The following is a 22275-nucleotide window of genomic DNA, read 5'->3' on the forward strand; positions in this document are numbered from 1 at the left end:
CTCCCGCAGCTGGGCGGCTTCGCGCCGCTATGCTCCGCAGCCCGCCACCGGAGCCGCCGCCAAGAGCGAATCCACGCAGCCGCCGATCGACGAAATTGACAGCTGGGACCGCCTGACCAAGGGCGAGGACCCCACCAACTACCGCTGACCAGCCCCATTGCCCGGCAACGTGCCGCGCAACATGTAGGAGAGTTTCCGCCTGCTAATGGCAGAATGGAAACCAGATTCGTTCACGAGGAGATTCACCATGAGCACAAACGCCATCGACCAGCACAACGCCACGCCCGCAAATGAGGCCGAGGCCCACGCCAGCATCCACGACGAGACCATCGGCCACGGCAACACCCCGGCCGCTTGGACCTGCGTGCTGATCATGATGGGTGGAGGCCTGATCTCCAGCATCGGCTTCGTCGTCGCCAGCGTGCTTTGGTTCTGCATCGGCCTGGGCGTGATGGTTCTCGGCCTGATCGTCGGCTTCGTCATGAAGAAGGCCGGCTACGGCGTTGGTGGTTCGAAGCTTTCGGATAACGGTCACTAAGTGAGCGTTCTCGACGACATCATTGCCGGTGTCCGCCAGGACATGGCCCAGCGGCAGCAGGATGTGCCACTGGAAAAGGTGCAGGAGCGCGCCGCTGCGGCCGCTCCTGCCCTTGATGCCTTCGCCGCCCTGGGCGGCAACGACGAACCCCGCGCCACCCTCCGGGTGATCTCCGAGGTCAAGCGCAGCAGCCCGTCCAAGGGCGAGCTGGCTGAGATCACCGACCCTGCGGACCTCGCGGTCCGCTACGAACGCGGCGGCGCGGCCGTCATCAGCGTCCTGACGGAGCAGCGGCGCTTCAACGGGTCGCTGGCAGATTTCGACGCCGTCCGGGCGGCAGTGCGGATTCCGCTGCTGCGCAAAGACTTCACCGTCGATCCGTACCAGATCTGGGAAGCCCGTGCCCATGGCGCGGACCTGGTGCTGCTGATCGTCGCTGCCCTGGACGATACCCAGCTGCGGTCCTTCCTGGACCTCACGCATGAACTGGGCATGAACGCCCTGGTCGAGGCGCATACCGCCGAGGAAATTGAGCGGGCCGTGGCAGTAGGGGCCCGCATCATCGGGGTCAACGTCCGTAACTTGAAGACCCTCGACGTCGACCGCTCGGTTTTCGCCGCGCTCTCGGCCTCGATCCCGGCCGATGCCGTGGTGGTTGCAGAGTCGGGCGTCCGTGACGCCGCCGACGTCGTGCATTATGCGGAAAACGGAGCCAACGCCATCCTCGTGGGCGAGGCTCTGGTTAAGCACAACGACCCGTCCGCCACCATCGCCGAGTTTATGCAGGCAGGGGCCGGCGCGATCGCTGCCCGGCTGCACGCACGCAGCCAGGGATAACTAACGACATACCTATTTCCGGAACCGCCCCGCGGCGGGACCGGACCAGAGCAGGACAGGACAGGCTCCATGACCGGGACCCCGGAAAACAGCACTGCCGCCAACAATGCGGACGACAACAGCGTGTCGGAGCAGGTGACCGACTCCTTCCTGGCTGGCGGCGCCTCGCTGCGCCACGCGGCCGGACCCTATTTCGGGGAATACGGGGGCCGCTGGATGCCCGAATCGCTGATTGCCGCCATGGATGAACTGGCCGACACCTTCGAAAAGGCCAAGGCCGATCCGGAGTTCCGCGCCCAAATTGCGGACCTGAACAAGAACTACTCCGGTCGTCCGTCGCTGCTCACCGAGGCCAAGCGCTTTGCCGAGCACGCCGGGGGAGTGCGGATCTTCCTCAAGCGCGAGGATCTGAACCACACCGGCTCGCACAAAATCAACAACGTCCTGGGGCAGGCTCTGCTGGCCAAGCGGATGGGCAAGACCCGCATCATCGCCGAAACCGGTGCCGGCCAGCACGGGGTGGCCAGCGCCACCGCAGCCGCCCTGATGGGCCTGGAATGCGTCGTCTACATGGGCGCCGAGGACTGCCGCCGGCAGGCTCTGAACGTGGCCCGGATGGAATTGCTCGGCGCCACTGTCATTCCGGTCAGCCACGGCTCGGCGACACTCAAGGACGCCATCAATGAGGCCCTGCGCGACTGGGTTGCCAACGTGGGCAACACCCACTACCTGCTCGGCACCGCGGCCGGCGGGCATCCCTTCCCCGCGATGGTCCGCTACTTCCACGAAGTCATCGGCGAGGAGGCCCGCGCGCAGATCCTGGAGCAGACCGGCCGCCTGCCCGACGCCGTGTGCGCCTGCATTGGTGGCGGTTCCAACGCCATCGGCATCTTCCACGGCTTCCTGGACGACCCTGAGGTGAAGATCTACGGCTTCGAGGCCGGCGGGGACGGCGTGGACACTCCCCGCCACGCCGCCACCATCACCCTGGGCCGGCCGGGCGTGCTGCACGGCGCCCGGTCCTACCTGATGCAGGACGAAGACGGACAGACCATCGAGTCGCACTCCATCTCCGCCGGCCTGGATTACCCCGGCGTCGGCCCGGAGCACGCGTACCTGGCTGACATCGGCCGGGTAACCTACGAACCGATCACCGACGCCGAAGCCATGGATGCCTTCCAGCTGCTCTGCCGCACCGAAGGCATCATCCCGGCCATCGAGTCCTCCCATGCCCTGGCCGGAGCCATCAAGGTTGGCCAGCGGCTCGCTGCTTCCGGTGGTGATGCCTCGGAAAAGATCGTGATGGTCAACCTCTCCGGGCGCGGCGACAAGGACGTGGCGACCGCCGCCGAATGGTTCAACCTGCTGGACGAGAAGTCAGCTGAAGCCGAGATCGGCAAAGAAGGAGAGCAGCTGTGAGCGTCTCAACCCTGAGTAAGTCCGCCGCAGCGATTGACCGGGCACGAGCTGACGGCCGCGCTGCCCTGATCGGTTACCTGCCAGCCGGCTTCCCCTCCGTCCAGGAGACCATCGACGCCGGCATCGCGCTGGCCCGCAATGGTGCGGACCTGATCGAGATCGGGATACCGTACTCTGATCCGGTCATGGATGGTTCCGTAATCCAGGCTGCAACCGGCCAGGCACTGGAAAACGGGTTCCATGTCCACGAAGTCTTCGACGTCGTCGCCGGCATCACCGCCGCCACCGACGCCGCCGTCCTGGTCATGACCTACTGGAACCCCGTGATGCGGATGGGCGTGGACGAGTTCTCCCGCCGCCTGGCCGAAGCCGGGGGAGCAGGCCTGATTACTCCGGACCTCATCCCGGACGAAGCCTCGGAATGGATGGCGGCCTCCGACAAGTACGGACTGGACCGCGTTTTCCTCGTTGCGCCCTCCTCCACCCCCGAGCGCATGAAAGCGACCGTCGAGGCGAGCCGCGGTTTCGTCTACGCCGTCTCCATCATGGGAGTCACGGGGACCCGGAACCAGGTGTCGGACGCCGCTGAAGGCGTGGTCACCGCTGCGCGGCGTGCCGGCGCCGAGCGCGTCTGTGTGGGCCTGGGCGTCTCCACCGCCGAGCACGTCCGTGAGATCGGCGCCTACGCCGACGGCGTGATCGTGGGGACCGCCCTGGTGGCGGCCCTGCGCGACGGCGGTCCAGCCGCCGTCGGCACCCTGACCAGTGAACTGAGCACCGGAACCCGAAAGAGCTGAACATGCTGACGTCCCTGGCGGTTCCGGCCGCGATCCCCAGCCCCTCCGCCGACTTCAGCAGCATCTCCCTGGGGCCGCTGACCATCCACGCGTACGCGCTGTGCATCCTGGCCGGAATCGTCCTGGCGCTCTGGATGACATCGGTGCGCTGGAAGCGGCGCGGGCTGCCGGCAGATGCCGTTTGGGACATCGCCATCTGGGCCATTCCCTTCGGGATCATCGGCGGACGCCTGTACCACGTGGTGTCCTCGCCGGACGCGTACTTCGGACCCGATGGGGACCTGGCACTGATCCCACAGATCTGGCGCGGGGGACTGGGCATCTGGGGTGCGATCGCGCTGGGCGCGGTGGGCGCGTGGATTGGCTGCCGCCGGGCGAACATCAAGCTCTCCACCTTCGCCGACGCCGCCGCGCCAGGTGTGCTGCTCGCGCAGGCAGTGGGACGCTGGGGCAACTGGTTTAACCAGGAGCTCTTTGGCGGTCCGACCGACCTACCCTGGGGCCTGCAGATCGATCCCAACAACAACAACTTCCCCGCCGGGGCCGCACCCGGAACACTGTTCCACCCCACCTTCCTGTACGAGTCCCTCTGGAACCTTGCCGGTGTGGCCCTGCTGCTGGTGCTGGATAAACGCTTCCGGCTGCGCGGAGGGCGACTCTTCTGGCTGTATGCCGCGATTTACACGCTGGGCCGCACCTGGATTGAAATGCTGCGGATCGACGACGCCGAAATGATTACGATCTTCGGCCTCACCCAGCGGTTGAATGTGTGGACAAGCCTCGTGATGCTGCTGGTCTCGATTGGTATGTTCATCTTCCTGTCCATCCGGGCGAAGAACACCCCGGAGGCCTCGCTGTACCTGGACGGCCGGGACAACAATGTTTCGTCCGAAGATCACAAGAGCGAAACAGATTTCGAGAACATGAAATCTGCGTCACATCCGCGTGCTAATCTCGCAGAGACAAAAAACGAGGCATCCAAGCCTCAGCGGCCCGACGACTCGGGCCCAGCCACATAGGACGAGTCTCCCGGGTTACCTCCCGGAACCAGACCTAGTGCCACATTGAGGTGGCGGCGAGCGGTAACCGCACCCGGGGACAACCCCGGCGGGCAACCGTACGGATCACGTTTTCCAGAGCCAGCCCCCACCCCACATGCAGGGTCCTCACGGAATCACGGCCGTAGAATCATTTGACACACCGGCAGGTACAGGCCGCCGGTGTGGGGCCAATGTCGTCCCCTCCTTCGCACAACAGGGGGAAGGACTTACCCTATGACTGATTCATTGTCCCCTCAGTCCGCACAGGTGGTGTCGCCGTTCAAGCGGTTCGCCGGCTATCCGGAAGATATGGGGCTGTACCGCGCCGAGAACGAGAAGGACGCCTGCGGCCTGGCCGTGATCGCCACCCTCCGGGGAGAGCCCGGTCATGACATTGTCGATGCGGCCCTGACCGCCCTGCGCAATCTCGAACACCGTGGGGCCGTTGGCGCTGACGAGGGCACCGGCGACGGCGCCGGGATCCTGACCCAGGTTCCCGACGAGTTCTTCCGGGCTGTCACGGACTTCGCCCTCCCGGACGCCGGAGGCTACGCCGTCGGCACGGCCTTCCTGCCCACCGAGGAGCGGGAGCAGGAAACCGCCAAAGCTGGGGTGGAAGCCACCGCCGAGTCGGAAGGACTTCAAGTCCTGGGCTGGCGTGAGGTCCCCGTGGCCGCGGACCTCGTCGGGGCGATGTCCCGCGCGTGCATGCCGCACTTCGCCCAGGTCTTCCTGGCACCGGCCGATTCCGGCTGCACCGACCTCGACGCCCGCGCCTTCCGGGTCCGGAAGCGCACCCAGAACAAATTCGGCGTCTACTTCCCATCACTGTCCTCCAAGACCATGGTCTACAAGGGCATGGTAACCACCGCCCAGCTGGAGCCGTTCTTCCCGGACCTTTCCGACCCGCGGTTCAAAACCAAACTCGGCATTGTGCACTCCCGCTTCTCCACCAACACCTTCCCGTCCTGGCCGCTGGCCCAGCCGTTCCGCACCATTGCCCACAACGGGGAAATCAACACCGTCAAGGGCAACCGCAACTGGATGCGTGCCCGGCAGTCCCAGCTCAAGAGCCCACTGCTGGGGGAAACCCCCGAGGAACTGTTCCCCATCTGCACGCCCGGGGCCTCGGACTCCGCGTCCTTCGACGAGGTCGCCGAGCTGCTGATGCTTTCCGGCCGGCCGATCACGCACGCGGTCATGATGATGATCCCGGAGGCCTGGGAAAACCACGCGACGATGGATCCGGCCCGCCGTGCGTTCTACCAGTACCACTCCATGCTGATGGAGCCGTGGGACGGCCCCGCCGCTGTGTCCTTTACCGACGGCGACCAGGTGGGAGCGGTCCTGGACCGCAACGGCCTGCGTCCGGCCCGTTACTGGATCACCGACGACGGCCTGGTGGTCCTGGCTTCCGAGGTTGGCGTGGTGGACATTGATCCCGCCAAGGTCGTCCGCAAGGGGCGCGTATCTCCGGGCAAGATGTTCCTCGTGGATACGGCCGGGGGCCGGATTATCGAGGACGCCGAGATTAAGGCGGAGATCGCCGCCGCCAATCCGTGGGCGGAATGGGTCCGGGAGAACCAGGTCTCGCTGGAGGAGCTGCCCGAGCGGGAGCACGTGCTGCACACCAAGGCGTCGATCAACCGCCGCCAGCGCACCTTCGGCTACACCCAGGAAGAACTGCGGATCCTGCTCGGCCCGATGGCCCGCACCGGTGCCGAGCCGCTCGGCGCCATGGGTTCGGACACGCCGATTGCCGTGCTGTCCAAGCGCCCGCGGCTGCTCTTCGACTACTTCGTGCAGTCCTTCGCCCAGGTAACCAACCCGCCGCTGGACGCCATCCGCGAAGAGCTGGTCACTTCCATGCAGAGCTCGATCGGCCCGAACGGCAACCTGCTGGCCCTGGGCCAGGTCAAAACCAGCCAGGTCGCGCTGAAGTTCCCGGTGATCAACAACGACGAACTGGCCAAGATCGCGAACCTGACCAACGAGGACGGCGATAAGGTCGCACTCAAGGTCCGCGGCCTCTACCGGCCCGACGGCGGCGAGTCGGAACTGCGGGACCGCATCAGCGAGATCTGCGAAAAGGTCTCCGGTGCCGTGAACCGTGGTGTGCAATACGTGGTGCTCTCCGACCGCGACTCGAATGCACAATGGGCACCGATCCCGTCGCTGCTGCTGCTCTCCGCCGTGCACCACCACCTGCTCAAGAGCGCGAACCGCACCAAGATCTCCCTGCTGGTCGAGGCCGGCGACGTGCGCGAGGTCCACCATATGGCCGTGCTGATCGGCTACGGCGCGTCCGCCGTGAACCCCTACCTTGCGATGGAAAGCTGCGAGGAACTTGTCCGGAACGGTGACATCAACGGTGTGACCCGCGAGCAGGCCGTGACCAACCTGATCAAGGGCCTGGGCAAGGGCGTCCTGAAGATCATGTCCAAGATGGGCATCTCCACCGTCGCCTCCTACTGCGGGGCGCAGACCTTCGAAGCCATTGGACTGGGCCAGGAACTCGTGGACGAATTCTTCCACGGCACCCAGACCCAGCTCGGCGGCGTCGGCCTGGACGTGATCGCCGCCGAAGCCAGGGCCCGGCACACCAGCGCCTACCCGGCGGATGAGATCGAAGAGCCGCACCGCCGGCTGGAAAACGGCGGCGAGTACCAGTGGCGCCGCGAAGGCCCGCCGCACCTGTTCAACCCGGAAACCGTTTTCCGGCTCCAGCATGCCACCCGCGAACGCCGGTATGACGTGTTCAAGGCCTACACGACCGGCGTGGATGACCAGGCAAAGAACCTGATGACCCTGCGCGGGCTGCTGGACTTCCGCACCGGGGAGCGCCCTCCCGTACCGCTGGAGGAAGTGGAACCGGTCGCCTCGATCGTCAAGCGCTTCTCTACCGGCGCCATGAGCTACGGGTCCATCTCGCAGGAGGCCCACGAGACCCTGGCCATCGCGATGAACCGGCTCGGCGCGAAGTCCAACACCGGCGAAGGCGGCGAGGACGTTGACCGGCTGCTGGATCCCGAGCGCCGCTCGGCCATCAAACAGGTGGCCTCCGGACGGTTCGGGGTCACCAGCCTGTACCTGACCAACGCCGATGACCTGCAGATCAAGATGGCCCAGGGCGCCAAGCCTGGCGAAGGCGGGCAGCTGATGGCGCAGAAGGTTTACCCGTGGATCGCCGGCACCCGGCACTCCACCCCGGGCGTCGGGCTAATCTCCCCGCCGCCGCACCACGATATCTACTCGATCGAGGACCTTGCCCAGCTGATCTACGACCTCAAGCGCTCCAACCCCAGCGCCCGGGTCCACGTGAAGCTGGTCTCGGAAGCCGGAATCGGCACCGTGGCGGCGGGCGTCACTAAGGCCAAGGCCGACGTCGTCCTCGTCTCCGGGCACGACGGCGGCACCGGCGCCTCACCACTGAACTCGCTGAAGCACGCCGGCGCGCCCTGGGAACTTGGCCTGGCCGAAACCCAGCAGACCCTGATGCTCAACGGCCTGCGCGACCGCGTGGTGGTGCAGGTGGACGGGCAGCTCAAAACCGGGCGCGACGTCGTTATCGCCGCGCTGCTCGGCGGGGAGGAGTTCGGCTTCGCCACCGCGCCCCTGGTGGTGTCCGGCTGCATCATGATGCGCGTCTGCCACCTGGATACCTGTCCGGTGGGCGTTGCCACACAGAACCCCGAACTGCGGAGCCGCTTCACCGGCAAGCCGGAGTTCGTGGTGAACTTCTTCGAATTCCTGGCCGAGGAAGTGCGGGAACTGCTCGCCGGACTCGGGTTCCGCAGCCTCGAGGAAGCCATCGGGCACAGCGAAATGCTGGACACCCGAGCCGCCGTCGACCACTGGAAGGCAGACGGACTGGACCTGGAACCGATCCTGCGCGGCCACGAGGTGGAACCCGGCGCGGCGCGGCGCAACCTCTACGGGCAGAACCACGAACTGGATGCGCACTTCGACAACAGGCTGATCGAAATGAGCGCCGATGCCCTGCAGAACCGGCAGCCGGTGCGGATCACCCTCGACGTGGCCAACACCGACCGCTCAGTCGGCACCATGCTTGGCCACACGGTGACGAAGACGTTCAGCACCGATGTGCTGGCGACCGACACGATCGACGTCACGCTGACCGGCCAGGCCGGGCAGTCCCTCGGGGCCTTCCTGCCGGCCGGCATCACGCTGCGCCTGTTCGGGGACTCCAACGACTACGTGGGCAAGGGCCTTTCCGGCGGCCGGATCATCCTCCGCCCGGACCGGAACAACGTGTTGGTGGCGGAGCAGAACGTCATTGCCGGCAACGTCATCGGCTACGGCGCCACCAGCGGGGAGATGTTCCTGCGCGGCCGGGTCGGTGAACGCTTTATGGTCCGCAACTCGGGCGCGACCGCCGTCGCCGAAGGCATCGGCGACCACGGCTGCGAATACATGACCGGCGGCCAGACCCTGATCCTGGGGCCCACCGGCCGGAACTTCGGCGCCGGCATGTCCGGTGGCACCGCCTTCGTGGTGGACCTGGACCGTGCCCGGGTCAACAAGGACGCCCTGGATAAGGGTGAACTGCTGCTGCTGCAGCCCGACGCCGAGGACGTGGACATTGTCCGCGGCCTGCTGCTCAAACATGTTGAGGAAACCGATTCGGCGCTTGCGGCGTCGCTGCTGGAGGACTTCGCGCAGACGGTTTCCCGCATCACCAAGGTACTGCCCCGCGACTACGCGGCTGTACTCGACGCCCGCGCCTCCGCGGCCGATGCGGGGCTGGACCCCGACGGCGCCGAAGCCTGGACCAAAATTCTGGAGGTAACCGGTGGCTGACCCACGCGGATTTCTGAAAGTGCGCGAGCGCCAAACGCAGCCGCGCCGGCCCGTACCTGTCCGCATCATGGACTTCAAGGAAGTCTATGAACGCCAGGAGAAAGGCGTGCTCAAGGAGCAGGCCGGACGCTGCATGGACTGCGGCATTCCGTTCTGCCACCAGGGCTGCCCGCTCGGCAACCTCATCCCGGAATGGAACGACCTCACCTGGCGGGATAAGGGGGAGGAAGCGATCGAGCGGCTCCACGCCACGAACAACTTCCCTGAGTTCACCGGCCGGCTGTGCCCGGCACCGTGTGAAGCATCCTGTGTGCTCGGGATTAACCAGCCGGCGGTGACGATCAAGCAGGTCGAGGTCTCCATCATCGACCAGGCCTTCGACGAGAACTGGGTGGTGCCGCATCCCCCGGAGCGGCTCACGGACAAGACCATCGCCGTCGTTGGTTCCGGCCCGGCCGGACTGGCGGTGGCCCAGCAGCTCACCCGGGCCGGCCACACCGTGGCCGTCTACGAGCGGGATGACAAGATCGGCGGGCTGCTGCGCTACGGCATCCCGGACTTCAAGATGGAAAAGCTGCAGGTGGATCGCCGCCTGGACCAGATGCGGGCCGAAGGCACCCGCTTCCGCACAGGCGTCGAGGTGGGCAAGGACATTTCCTGGGAGCAGCTGCGCCGGCGGTATGACGCCGTCGTCATCGCGACCGGAGCCACCGTTCCCCGGGACCTTCCGATTCCCGGCCGCGACCTGGCCGGGGTGCACTTCGCCATGGAGTACCTGGTGCAGTCCAACCGGGCCGTGGCGGGGGAGAAGGTTAAGAACCAGATCCATGCCGAAGGCAAGCATGTGGTGATCCTGGGCGGCGGCGACACCGGTGCGGACTGCATCGGCACGGCGCACCGGCACCAGGCTGCCTCAGTGACCACGCTGGCGATCGGCAAGCAGCCGCCGTCCGAGCGCGCTGCCCACCAGCCGTGGCCCATGTACCCGACGCTTTTCGAGGTTGCCAGCGCCCATGAGGAAGGCGGTGAGCGCACCTATCTGGCCTCCACCGTTGAATTCGTGGGGGAGAAGGGGCAGCTGACGGGCGTGAAGGTCGCCGAGACCGAATACGTGGACGGCAGGCGTCTGCCGAAGGCCGGCACCGAGCGGATCATCCCGGCGGACCTCGTTCTGCTCTCGCTCGGCTTCACCGGCCCGGAACCCGCCGGCCTGGCCGAGCAGGTCCACACCGGGTTCGATGAGCGGTCCAATGTGCTGCGCGACGGGTACTACATGACGAACACACCCGGTGTCTTCGCTGCCGGTGATGCCGGCCGCGGGCAGTCGCTGATCGTCTGGGCGATCGCCGAAGGCCGGGCCTGCGCTGCCGCCGTCGATAAGTGGCTGGAAGGCTCAACCCGCCTGCCGGCGCCCGTCGCCCCCAGCGACCGGGCCATCGAGCCGCTGTAGTCCGCACGTTTTTTTACCGCAGCGGGCGCCGGCCAGGTGCAGGTGCCCGCTGCCAAGTTTGAGGTTCGCGGCCCGGAGGATCTGCCACCGGGCTTAGGCACAGGAGCAACAGGAGACTAGGCTAGAGAATATGAGACGCGCAAAGATTGTTGCCACTTTTGGCCCTGCCATTGCCAGTTACGAGAACACCGTAGCGGTGCTGCGTGCCGGCGTTGATGTTGCACGCATGAACATGAGCCACGGTGACCATTCGGTCCACAACAACACGTACGAGAACGTACGCCGGGCCTCCGCCGAGCTCGGCAAGCCGGTCGGTATCTTCGCGGACCTCCAGGGCCCCAAGATCCGTCTGGGCAGGTTCGCCGACGGCCCCCACTTCCTGAACCGGGGCGACACTTTCACGATCACGATCGAGGATATTCAGGGTACGGCGGAGATCTGCTCCACGACGTACAAGGGCCTTCCGGGCGATGTCAACGTGGGCGATGCGCTGCTGATCGACGACGGCAAGGTTGCCCTGCGGGCGACGGCGGTCGATGACACCAAGGTAGTCACCGAGGTCACCGTCCCCGGGCCGGTCTCCAACAACAAGGGCATTAACCTTCCCGGCGTGGCGGTCAACGTGCCCGCCATGAGCCAGAAGGATGAGGACGACCTCCGCTGGGCCATCCGCCGCGGCGTCGACATGGTTGCACTCTCCTTCGTGCGCAACGCCGAGGACGTCAGCCGCGTCCACGAAATCATGGACGAGGAAGGCCGCCGCGTCCCGGTGATCGCCAAGATCGAAAAGCCGCAGGCCGTGGCCGCGATCGAGGAAATCATCGACGCTTTCGACGCGATTATGGTTGCCCGTGGCGACTTGGGCGTGGAACTGCCGCTGGAAGACGTGCCGCTGGTGCAGAAGAACGCGATTGAGCTGGCACGCCGCTGGGCAAAGCCGGTCATCGTCGCCACCCAGGTGCTCGAGTCGATGATCGAAAACCCGCGTCCCACGCGCGCTGAGGCCTCGGACTGTGCCAACGCGGTGCTCGACGGCGCAGACGCAGTGATGCTCTCCGGCGAAACTTCGGTGGGCAAGTACCCGATCGACACGGTCAAGACTATGGCCCGGATCATCGAGTCCACCGAGGAGCACGGCCTGAACCGCGTTCCGCCGCTGGGCAGCAAGCCCCGGACCCGCGGCGGTGCGATCACCCGTGCCGCCGTCGAAATCGCGGACCAGCTGGACTCCGCCTGCATCTGCACCTTCACCCAGTCCGGTGATTCGGCCCGCCGTCTTTCCCGGCTGCGTCCGAAGAAGCCGGTGTTCGCTTTCACCCCGGTGGAATCGACCCTGAACTACATGTCCCTGTTCTGGGGCATCCAGCCCCAGCTGGTGGAGTTCGCCGAGCACACCGACGAGATGACGGCGCAGGTGGACCGGATTCTGCTCGAACGCGAGATCGTCGAGGAGGGGGCCATGGTGGTCATCGCCGCCGGTTCGCCTCCCGGACAGGCTGGCTCCACCAACCTGCTGAAGGTGCACCGCGTCGGCGACGCCGGCGAGATTGGTACCGGACCGCGCACCGAGAAGGAAAAGGTCGGCCCGTGGCCGATCAAGGAAGCCAACAAGGGCAAGGCCAAGCCGATCTAATTCGGATTTCCACTGCCAGAACAGCCGTTGTTCCAGAACTGCCCGGCCGGGTTATCCGGCCGGGCAGTTCTGTTTCTCATTCGGGGGCGTCCTGCCCACCTGCGGGGTTCTGCCCACCTGGGGCGGCCTGGGACACTTGGTCCGGCGCGGGCCCAGTGGGATGCGGCGTTACTATGGCGGGCCGGCAAAGGAGTTCGACGGCGAGGATCACCACAGCGGTAATCACCGCGGTCCAGATGGCGACAGCCGCCGTCGGGTACTGCCACAGAATCAGGACGAGGGCAGCTATGCCGATAACGGCTGCTTCGATAACGCGGCGGTGCCGGGCCAACATGCGCTGCCATGGTTTGACTTCGTGGGCACCGATCCGGCCGGTGAGGTAGTCGCCGGCGCGGGCGAAACCCTGCCGGATCCAGATGGCGGCGGAGGAGCGGCCGGCGAGGAAGACGGCAATAGCAATCAGCAGTCCGACCACGAAGACCAGCCGCAGGGTGGTGCGCAGCGGTTCCAGAACAGTATCGAAAAGGCTCTCTGCGGCCGCCGGCGAGAGGGAATCCGGCGGAATCGCGTCCAGGTACAGGAAGCGGCCGACCACCAGGGCGATTGCAAGTAACGCCATACCGGCGGCAATGGACAATCCCGCAAGACCTGTTGCCCGGCGTCGGGCACCCGCCGGCGCTACTGCGACGGCGCCCACGGCGCAGAGCGCAGTCAGCCAGCCCAAAAGGGGCGAAAGCTTGTCGAAAGTGTTGATGGCTGTGAGGATCTGGGGAAGCGCCGGCGCCTGGGCTACGGTGATCTGACCGTCGATCGACGGTATCTGGGAAGCGATTCCCACCCCTCGCTGAGTGAGGTTCGCCTTGACGCCATCAATGATGTCCTTGGTAGAGAGCGTTATCTCTCCGGTATCGCTGATGCTTACAGCGCCATCGTTTGATCCCGACGCAGCGCTGACGACCGCCTGATGCGCCTCGCGGTTCACCCGGGTCCAGAGATCCTGGAATTCCGGCGCGGCCACGAAGTCCGCAACGGCCGAATGGATCAGGTCCGTGGTTTGTTGGCTAAGCACTGGTGCCAGCCCGGAAATCACCGACGCCACCCGTGGTGCCGCCTGCCCAAGGTCATCCAAGGCATCCTTGGTGATGCCCTGGATATCCACTGCGCCGGTGATCTGGTTCGTCACCTTGTCCGCGATCTCCGACTGGATGGCAGGATCCGCGGCCAGCGGCGCGACTGTGGCGACGTAGCGGTCTGTATCAAGAAGCTGCGTGCGCAGATAGAAAGCCGGCACCGTGGTGAAGGCCAGGAGCGCGAGAAGCACCAGCAGCACAATCGATGCGGTCCAGCGCAGTACCCGCGCCTTGGACCCCGGCTTCCTTAGGTTCTGGGCCCTCGCCTCGTCCCGTTCGCGTTGCAGCCGGGCCACCTCGGTCCGTAGTTCCTCCACGGATTGCCCGTTCGGATTAGCGCCGCTCCCGCCGGGGTCTCGAGGGTCATGGGGACCGGCCGCGCTCACATCAGCAACCGGGACTTCGCGGCTGCAAACTCCTCGGCACTGAGTGCGCCTGAGGCGTGCAGATCGGCCAGACGGCCGATCTGGTCGGCAAGTGATGGGCCCTCACCGGCCGCCGTGGCTGACGCCGGAGCCGCTGCCGGTGGTGGCGGCGGGGGCGGGGGCGGCGCTGCAGGGGGATTGGACTCGTCGTACTCCCGCTGGCTGCGGGCCTGCGCCCGGCGGTTGACCGCGTTGGAGGTTGCTTGCGCTGTGCCGGAAATAACGGCGGTGCGGGCGATGGTTCCTAGCAGGCCGGGCCGGCCGCCTCTACCTAATGGCATGGTGTCTCCTCTGGTCGGGCTCAGCCGGCGCTGGCGTCTACTGCCGCAGCAACGGTGTCGCGGGGAATTCGGACATGCAGTGCCGTGGTTCCCCCGGCGCGCCGTACCTCCGCGGAGAGGGGCTGCGCCCACCGGTGTTCAAAAGCGGCGACGATGGCGGTTTCGTTGTTGCCGACCGAGTCGGCGGCAACCTCAAGGTCCGAGTCACTCAGCAGCGTCAGCTGCCGGGAGTCAAGGGGCACGGCGGACCAAGCCTCCGGCAGGTCATCCTCGAGGTCACGGATTGTTACCTCGCCCGCCCCGCTCCGGGACACCAGGACAAGGTCGATGAGGGCCACGGCCCCGCCCCGGACCGTTTCACCGAGGGATTTGATAACGCCCGCGTCTATTTCGGTGCTGGGGAATACGAAGATCACTACTTCGACTGGGCCGATGTCCATATGCTGCTCCTGATCTAGTCCTGATCCAGGGAGCGCTGGGCTCCATGCAGTGCTGATACGGTCGTCCCATTATTGACCCGCTATACCCGGGAAACCCACCCACCAGGCCCGTTTTGCTGCCGCTGACCCAACGACTGGCCCGGCGCGCTGAGGCGAATGGCGCCCGTTACACGCAAAAGGCCCCGCCCATTCCCGGGCGGGGCTTTTTTGCTTATGGTTACGCGCCCTTTGGGGCTGGTGCCTAGTTGACCTGGTTGATGATGGTTTCGGCGACTTCGCGCATGCTCAGCCGGCGGTCCATAGAAGTTTTCTGGATCCAGCGGAAGGCCTCGGGCTCGGTCAGGCCCATCTTGGTGGTGAGCAGGCTCTTGGCCCGCTCCACGAGCTTGCGCGTGGCGAACTGTTCCTTGAGGTCAGTGACCTCGTTCTCCAGTGCCTTGATTTCCTCGTGGCGGGAGAGCGCGATTTCGATGGCGGGGATCAGGTCCGCGGGGGTGAAGGGCTTGACCACGTAGGCCATGGCGCCTGCTTCGCGGGCACGCTCCACGAGTTCCTTCTGGCTGAAGGCCGTCAGCAGCACCACCGGTGCGATGCGTGCCTTCACGATTGCCTCGGCTGCGGTGATGCCGTCCATCACGGGCATCTTCACGTCCATCAGCACCAGATCGGGTTTCAGTTCAGTGGCCATCTGGACGGCTTTTTCGCCGTTGTCAGCTTCCCCAACGACGTCGTAACCTTCGCCAGTGAGGATTTCCACGATGTCCAGGCGGATCAGCGTCTCATCCTCAGCAACGAGGACGCGCCGCGCAGGAGTGTTGGACGGTGCGGGTTCGGTTGACTCAGACACAGATGCTCCTCAAAAGATGACAGCCCCACCGGTGGTGACCGGTAGTTCACGGAAACAGCCTATCTGCATGTAGAGTAGTTTCGCGCCCAACACGAGGGATCAATCAGGTTGATCAACGTCACAGGGCCTGCCCGAATGGCGGAATCGGTAGACGCGCTGCACTCAAAATGCAGTATCGAAAGGTGTGTGGGTTCGAGTCCCACTTCGGGCACCAGCACGTCCTTGGACAAGAGTCCAGACGAGTACCACCGCCACCAGCAGAACGGCCGAGTAGCCGAGGCCCGCATAACCGGCCACCGCGAGCACCAGCCCCGCCATAGCACCGGCCAGGGCCCCGGCCGCATTCATGCCAAGATCGGAAAACCCCTGGATCGCGGGTCTCTGCGCAGGGGCCACCACCTCGGAGACCAGGGCGGATGCCGCCACCACCGAACCGGACCAGCCCAGGCCAAGCAGCACCAGGCTTACAGTGACTGCCACAGCGGACTGAGTAGCCAGTCCGGCGGTAAGTAGGGCAGCCAGCAGCAGGCCCTGCCCAAGGATGATGACGGGTTTCCGCCCAAACCGGTCCGCCAGCCAGCCGAACACTGGAGACAGGGCATACATCCCTGCAATGTGCAGGCTGATCGTGAACCCCACAATGCTGACGCTCGCCCCATGGCTGGTGAGGTGGACCGGGGTCATCGACATCAGGGCAACCATCACCGCGTGGCTGAGTGCTATCACGGCGACGGCGTACCGGGCCGCCGGATTGCTGCGGAGGATGGCCAGCCCGGAGATCCGAGGTGCGTTGGGCACACTGCCGGGTCCGCCGCCGGGTGTCACGCTGCGCGTCGTGCCTTGTGCGTCCCGGGCCGCTAGCAGGGGATCCGGGCGAAGGCCCGTCAGATAGACGGCGGCTGCCGCCAATTGTGCTGCCAGCGAGAAGACAAAAGCGCCGGTCAGGGGAGGAAGCCCCAACGCCGCACCCACCACCTCACCGGGGCCGAACAGGTTCGGCCCAAGGACTGCCCCGATGGTGGTGGACCAGAGCACAATAGACAGGTCCCGCCCCCTGGTCTTGGGCTGGGCTAAATCCGCCGCCGCGAACCGGGCCTGGAGGCTGACCGCGCTTCCGCATCCCAGCAGGGCCAGCCCCACCAGGAGGGCGGGAAAGAACCCAGCCACCGCTGAGGCGATCGCGGTGACGGCACCCAGGCTGGCAATGAAGGCCCCGGTTGACAGCGAGACCCGCCGCCCGGACCTCTGGGCCAGCCGGGCCAGCGGCACTGCGGCAGTGGCCGCACCGAGCGTGCTCATGGTGGCCGCCATCCCGGACCACGCCGCCGACCCGGAGAGGGAAGCGGCGAGAAGGGCACCGAGCGAGAGTGTGGCCCCCATGCCGATTCCACCCAGCACCTGGCCTGCCACCAGGACTGATAAGACTCGCCGCTGGGATGGCAGACCGTGCTCTCTGGATGGCACAGCCTGTCTGTGTGGAACAGCCCGCCTGGACGGGCTTTCCTGCGGGGCCGAACCTGCCTGCGGGGTCGGACCTGCCTGAGGGGCCGGACCTGCCTGCGGGGTCGGACCTGCTTGCGGGCCCGGACCGCCCGGCCCGTCGTCGTTGACTGGTTTCTCCACTGCTGCCCCGTCCATCTTGTCCAATTCCCTAGGCAGGATATCCCGGCGGAAGTCCTCGACCCGGCCGGGAGGCTACCCGGCGGCGTCCAGGGCATCGAGGAGCCGGCGCACCGAGCCGCCGAGATTCCATTCCTCGGCCAGCTGGTCCAGTTCGGTCCGGTTCTTCCCCATAACCGGGTGCAGCCGGGCCCCGGCCTGGTCCAGTGACGGCAGGGTGAGGTCGGGAACCACCTTCACCACCGTCGGTGCCACCTCCAGATATGCGCCGGCTGCAGCGAGCTTTGCCCGCACGGCCCCGGACACGCTGCTCTGCGGATCCGCGGCCGCCGCGAGCAGCGAGCCCAGGGTGCCGAATTCTCCCAGCAGCGACGCGGCCGTCTTCTCGCCGATGCCCGCGACACCGGGGAGTCCATCAGAGCTGTCGCCGCGGAGGGTCGCGAAATCGGCGTACTGTTCCGGCAGCACACGGTACTTGGCGACGATTGCGGCCTCGTCCAGGACCTGCAGCTTCTTCATGCCCCCGGCGGTGTAGATCACCCGGACCGAACGGGCGTCGTCAATGATCTGGAACAGGTCACGGTCACCGGTGACGGCGTCCACGGGGAGCGTGGCCTGCCGGGCGTAGCTGCCAATGACGTCGTCGGCTTCATGTTCGGGTGCCCCGACGACGGCGATGCCTGCGAGCGCCAGGACCTTCCGGATCATCGGGATCTGGGCTTCGAGCGGATCCGGGACCACTTCGACATCCGGCGCGGATTCGCGGACCTCCGCCACCCGGTGTGTCTTGTAGGTGGGAATCAGGTCTACGCGCCACTGAGGACGCCAGTCATCGTCCCAGCAGGCAATCAGGTGCGTGGCCTCATAATCCGTGGTCAGCCGGGCAATCATGTCCAGAAGTCCGCGCACGGCGTTTACCGGCTGACCGTCAGGCCGGCGGATCGAGTCCGGCAGGCCATAGAAGGCACGGAAATACAGGGAAGCGGTATCGAGCAGCATCAGGCGGTCAGACATAGGCCGATCCTTGCATGGATGGCCCGCGCCAGGTCAAGCTTCAGCCAGGTCCAATGGCAGCCGGTGGGCGCGGTTGCTTGGACCGTACACGGCGTCGGCGGTTGGAGACATTACCGCCGAGGACGCCCGGGCGAACTGGCGAAGTGCCGCCAGTAGGAACCGGCGCGGCGGCAGCCCGCAGACCCGCAACGCGCCACGGTGGTCCCAGGCCACCACCACGGCCGCCCCGCACGCAATCACCCACCACACCGCGTGGATGAATTTCCGAACCACCTTCGGAGTCCGCCGGTAGCCGTCGACGAGCCGGTGGATTTGGAACCGGACGTGCTCCTCCTCGTCCATGAGCACCCGCGCTCCGACCAGCCGGATCACCGGATCCGGGGCGCCATCCCGCAGTGCCCGGAAGTATTCCAGGGCAACACTCTCGGCGACCAGGAACAGCATCAGCTCTGTCCGCAGGCCCAGCGCGCGGCGGAGGGCAACGAAAGCCCGGTCCGACCAATGCGCACCCAGCGGCGGACAGGACAGGTATTCCAAGGACCGGAGAAACAGTGCGGAGTGCTTCTGCTCCTCAACCACGAACAATTTCAGGGCAGCGGTGTAGACCGGGTCTCCGGCCTGGACGGCCTTGGCAAGAAGCCGCGCGCCATCTCCTCCCTCCCCAAGTTCAAAGCGCTGCAGGGAGCGGGCGACGGCGCGGGCCTGCGCGGCTGACATAGGGGAATCCGTCTTCCAGTCGATTGCCGCATCGCAGACCTGGTGGCGCCGGGGGTTCCCGCGGAAGTACGTGAGCCAGGATTCATATGTCATGGGGAGCAATGTACCGCTAGCTAGAGCAGGTAGACGGGGGAAGGCTGGGTTAGGTAGTCGCCCGGATGAGTGACCGGGGCAGCCAGCATGCCGGCGCAGGCGTCGATGAGAAAGTAGCCGACGCCGGTCCAGTTGGGAGTTTCGGTGCCTTCCTGGAGCCGTGACTCATAGTCCGCGCACACTCCCAGCACCATGTTCCCCAGGATCCAGGAACGTCCGTGCAGGACCTGGGGCGTGATCTCACCGATGGACGACTCGGTGCGCTGGATCAGGTCCTCCGTGACGGGGTTGGCGACAGTGGTGCCGGTGAGCAGACCGTGCATGGAGGGGACCGTTCGGATCTGGTGCATAAAGCGGGCCCGCCAGCTGGGCACCGGAAGCGCGCCCAGATGTTCGATCCAAGGCAGGACCAGGCACGCCAGCAGGTCCGGAAGGCCGGCGTCCGCGGGCAGTGCAGAGGCCAGTTCGGCCCGGCGCCGGTTCGTATCCTCCAGGTGCCTGGTGATCAGGGTGCGGATGAGTTCGTCCCGTCCGCCGAAGTGGTAGGCGACCGCGGAATGGTTGGCGGTGCCGGCTTGTTCAGCGATCCTCCGGTTCGACACAGCATCGATGCCGTAGCGGGCGAAGAGTTCCTCGGCGGCGTCCAGGAGGGTCTCCCGAGCTTTCTCACCATGCTGTCCCATGTGCTGCATCCTCTTCTTTCCCGGGGTTCCGGGCCGATTACCGATTTTACGCCACATGGCGTAATTTTGACGAGTTGGTCTCACCGACCGCGTATCCGGCCTCGTGCCTCTACGCCTCTCGCATCATCCATCGAATCACAGCTCAGGAGCACGGCCTTGACCCAGACTTCCCCCACGTCCCCCGACTATCCGCCGGACACGGTTTCGGCGGCGGAGAACGAGGCGCCGGAGAACGAGGCGCCGGAGACGGACAGCCAGGGTCTCGACGAAGCCGCGGCCAAGCGCGCCAAGGCAGAGAAGATCGGGCGCTACGTTGCCATGTTCCTGATGCCCTTCCTGATGGTCTCCATGCTGGTCGGCGGTTACCTGGCGGCAATGCATGCCCCCACCCCGCACAACATGCCGATCGCTGTCGCCGGATCCGGCCAGCAGGCGGACCGGTTCGCTGAGGCGCTTGAGAGCAGCAACCCCGACGCCGTCGAGGTCCGGGTGGTGGGCTCCGCCGCCGACGCGCGGCAGCTGGTGCTCGACCGCGAGGTTTCCGGCGCAGTGTCGCTGGCCGACGGCGGCGCCACCCTCTATACCGCCGGTGCTGCCGGTGCCTCCCAGTCCAGCACCGTGACGGCGCTGCTGGCGCCGCAGGTGCTGGCCCAGGGCCTGACCCTGCAGGCCGAAGACCTGGCTCCGCTGCCGGCCAATGACATGGCCGGGCTGGGCATTATGTTTATGACCACCGCGCTGATGCTGGCCGGCTACATGCCGCTGAGCGTGGTCCTGTCCAACTCGCCGGAGCTGCTGCGTTTCCGGCGGTTCGTGCCGCTGCTGGCTGGCTGGGCCGCGCTGATCGCCGCCCTGGTGTGGACGGTCGTGGGGCCGGTGATGGGAGTGGTCCAGGGCCACACCGCCGCGGTGCTGGGCATCTGCTGGCTTGCCGTCTTCGCCGTCGGCAGTGTCCAGCTCTTCCTGACCCGGATCCTTGGTCCGATGGCCGTCCTGGTGGGCATGCTGCTCCTGATGGTGCTGGGTGTCCCCGCCTCCAACCTGAGTATGTCGGTGCATACGATGCCCGGGCTGTATCCGATCCTGCATAGCTTCCTGCCCGCCGCTGCCACCGGCGAATCCCTGCGTTCCGTCCTCTACTTTGACGGCGACGGAGCAGGGTCCGGCCTGCTGGTGCTGGTGATCGGGGCCGTCGCGTCCCTGCTGCTCACTCTCGGACTCGACGCCCTACGCCGCCGCCGCAAGCCCAACGCCGCCCCGCCGGCAGTGCAGATGGCCTCTCTGCACGGGGGCCCCCGCCCGAAGAGCCGCACCTGGCGCTACGTCACGCTGGGTTTCTTCCCGCTGGCCATGGTGGCGATGATGCTTTCGATGATGCTCGGCGCGATGTACCAGCCCACACCGCGTGACATGCCGGTTGCCGTCGTCGGCGCCACCGCCGAACAGGCGGAGCGGGCCGTGGCCGGCCTCGATGAGAACATGTCCGGCATGTTTGAACTGGCAGTTGTGGACTCCGCCGAGGAGGCACGGGATCAGGTGCGGGACCGCACCATGAGCGCCGCCTACCTGCTGCCGTCCGCAGAGAACCCCACTCCCACCCTCATCACCAACCAGGCTGCCGGGATCAGTGCCCAGCAGGTGGTGACCAAGGTGTTCGCCCAGGTCTCAGCCGGAACACAAATGGAACTGGCAACCGAGGATGTGGCCCCCCTTCCTGCCGGGGACTCCATGGGCATGGCCACGATGTACCTGGCCATGGGCTGGATCATGGCAGGCTTCATGATCATTGTGGTGGGGTCAACCGCGGCCCCAGCGAGCCGTCCGCTGCGCAAGCTCGTGCCGCTCGTCGCCGCCTGGGCGGTAGGCTTCTCGGCCTTCCTCTGGGTCATCGCCGACGTGTTCGTCGGCGCCATCGACGGCCATTTCTGGCCGCTGTGGGCGGTTGGTGCAGTGGCAATCTTCTGCATGGCCATGTTCACCGCCGTCTTCGACCGCTTTATCGGCATGCTCGCGATTCTCCCAGTCATCGCCATCCTGATGTTCCTGGGGATTCCGGCCGGCGGCGCGGCGATGTCCATCTACATGGAGCCGGGGATTTTCCGGTTTCTGCATGAGGTGCTGCCCATGCCGGCCGCAGTGGAGGCTATCCGCTCCATCCTGTACTTCGGCGGCGACACCGTGGGCAAGCATCTGCTGACCCTCATCATCTGGGGCGGCGTGTCCCTGGTGCTGGTGATGGTCATCGACCGGATCAAGCCGCCGCGGACCGAATCCTGGCCCGTCGACGATGCTCCGGCTTCACCGGCAGGGGCCGCTGATACTGACGACGCCGCCGCGGTTCAGGCCGTTGAGAAGGAGCCCGCCGCCCTCTAGTCCGCTCCGGAACCGCCGCCGGTGCGCCGGCGGGAGTTTTGAAAAACGGCCGGGGGCCGCCGCTGCTGCGGCGGCCCCCGGCGTGTCATAGATCGCGGACTAATGCCGGCGCGTGCC

The 22275-nt window shown here is 66.2% G+C and carries 16 protein-coding genes, 1 tRNA gene and 1 pseudogene; 10 read left to right on the forward strand and 8 right to left on the reverse strand.

Translation table 11 applies throughout. The features are described 5' to 3' along the window. The first annotated feature begins 247 nt into the window (after positions 1-247). From RTN46_RS06370 to pyk, 8 genes are all read left to right on the forward strand, one after another. Entirely contained in the window at positions 248-538 is a 291-nt protein-coding gene (locus RTN46_RS06370) for an HGxxPAAW family protein (protein WP_312179920.1), read from the forward strand. Continuing rightward, entirely contained in the window at positions 539-1375 is an 837-nt protein-coding gene (gene trpC / locus RTN46_RS06375) for an indole-3-glycerol phosphate synthase TrpC (protein WP_312179922.1), read from the forward strand. Between the two features lie 69 nt (positions 1376-1444). After that, positions 1445-2794 carry a tryptophan synthase subunit beta gene (gene trpB, locus RTN46_RS06380; RefSeq protein ID WP_312179924.1) on the forward strand — a complete coding sequence of 450 codons (1350 nt, stop codon included), beginning with the start codon at positions 1445-1447 and terminating at the stop codon, positions 2792-2794. Beyond that, on the forward strand, positions 2791-3591 hold the full coding sequence (gene trpA, locus RTN46_RS06385; RefSeq protein WP_312179925.1) for a tryptophan synthase subunit alpha: 801 nt from the start codon (positions 2791-2793) through the stop codon (positions 3589-3591). Before trpB ends, trpA begins: the two co-directional genes overlap by 4 nt. Positions 3592-3593: 2 nt before the next feature. Next, the gene (gene lgt, locus RTN46_RS06390; protein ID WP_312179926.1) at positions 3594-4610 is read left to right on the forward strand and encodes a prolipoprotein diacylglyceryl transferase; all 1017 of its coding nucleotides are present in this window, start codon (positions 3594-3596) and stop codon (positions 4608-4610) included. Positions 4611-4865: 255 nt separating this feature from the next. Further along, positions 4866-9452 carry a glutamate synthase large subunit gene (gene gltB / locus RTN46_RS06395; RefSeq protein WP_312179927.1) on the forward strand — a complete coding sequence of 1529 codons (4587 nt, stop codon included), beginning with the start codon at positions 4866-4868 and terminating at the stop codon, positions 9450-9452. After that, a complete protein-coding gene (locus RTN46_RS06400; RefSeq protein WP_312179928.1) occupies positions 9445-10902 on the forward strand; it encodes a glutamate synthase subunit beta in 1458 nt (485 codons plus the stop codon). The genes gltB and RTN46_RS06400 overlap by 8 nt, the downstream gene beginning before the upstream one ends. 130 nt (positions 10903-11032) lie before the next feature. Further along, positions 11033-12535, forward strand: coding sequence for a pyruvate kinase (gene pyk, locus RTN46_RS06405; RefSeq protein ID WP_312179930.1), 1503 nt, complete (start codon positions 11033-11035; stop codon positions 12533-12535). 76 nt (positions 12536-12611) lie between these two features. Here the strand turns inward: pyk and RTN46_RS06410 are convergent, their stop codons facing one another. The 4 genes from RTN46_RS06410 to RTN46_RS06425 form a co-directional block, all read right to left on the reverse strand. Then, entirely contained in the window at positions 12612-13961 is a 1350-nt protein-coding gene (locus RTN46_RS06410) for a hypothetical protein (protein WP_312179933.1), read from the reverse strand. 86 nt (positions 13962-14047) lie between these two features. Continuing rightward, the gene (locus RTN46_RS06415) at positions 14048-14371 is read right to left on the reverse strand and encodes an SHOCT domain-containing protein (RefSeq protein ID WP_312179935.1); all 324 of its coding nucleotides are present in this window, start codon (positions 14369-14371) and stop codon (positions 14048-14050) included. Positions 14372-14391: 20 nt separating this feature from the next. Beyond that, positions 14392-14811 (reverse strand): DUF6325 family protein, encoded by a 420-nt coding sequence (locus RTN46_RS06420; protein WP_312179937.1) that lies wholly within the window; start codon positions 14809-14811, stop codon positions 14392-14394. 241 nt (positions 14812-15052) lie between these two features. Continuing rightward, the gene (locus RTN46_RS06425) at positions 15053-15658 is read right to left on the reverse strand and encodes a response regulator (RefSeq protein ID WP_312179939.1); all 606 of its coding nucleotides are present in this window, start codon (positions 15656-15658) and stop codon (positions 15053-15055) included. Positions 15659-15787: 129 nt separating this feature from the next. On the opposite strand from RTN46_RS06425, the gene RTN46_RS06430 reads away from it, so the two are divergent. Then, positions 15788-15872: transfer RNA gene (locus RTN46_RS06430), tRNA-Leu, on the forward strand. 23 nt (positions 15873-15895) lie between these two features. On the opposite strand, the pseudogene RTN46_RS06435 reads toward RTN46_RS06430, so the two are convergent. From RTN46_RS06435 to RTN46_RS06450, 4 genes and pseudogenes are all read right to left on the reverse strand, one after another. Beyond that, positions 15896-17296: pseudogene (locus RTN46_RS06435) on the reverse strand (MFS transporter); the annotation flags it as partial. A 57-nt stretch (positions 17297-17353) separates the two neighbouring features. After that, a complete protein-coding gene (locus RTN46_RS06440) occupies positions 17354-18292 on the reverse strand; it encodes a 5'-3' exonuclease (RefSeq protein WP_312179941.1) in 939 nt (312 codons plus the stop codon). 33 nt (positions 18293-18325) lie between these two features. After that, positions 18326-19102, reverse strand: coding sequence for a ferritin-like domain-containing protein (locus tag RTN46_RS06445; protein ID WP_312179943.1), 777 nt, complete (start codon positions 19100-19102; stop codon positions 18326-18328). Positions 19103-19122: 20 nt separating this feature from the next. Continuing rightward, positions 19123-19785 (reverse strand): helix-turn-helix domain-containing protein, encoded by a 663-nt coding sequence (locus RTN46_RS06450; RefSeq protein ID WP_312179945.1) that lies wholly within the window; start codon positions 19783-19785, stop codon positions 19123-19125. A gap of 156 nt (positions 19786-19941) precedes the next feature. On the opposite strand from RTN46_RS06450, the gene RTN46_RS06455 reads away from it, so the two are divergent. Then, on the forward strand, positions 19942-22158 hold the full coding sequence (locus tag RTN46_RS06455; RefSeq protein ID WP_312179947.1) for an ABC transporter permease: 2217 nt from the start codon (positions 19942-19944) through the stop codon (positions 22156-22158). Positions 22159-22275 lie beyond the last annotated feature (117 nt).

Source organism: Arthrobacter sp. (assembly GCF_031988865.1).
Lineage (GTDB): Bacteria > Actinomycetota > Actinomycetes > Actinomycetales > Micrococcaceae > Arthrobacter_B.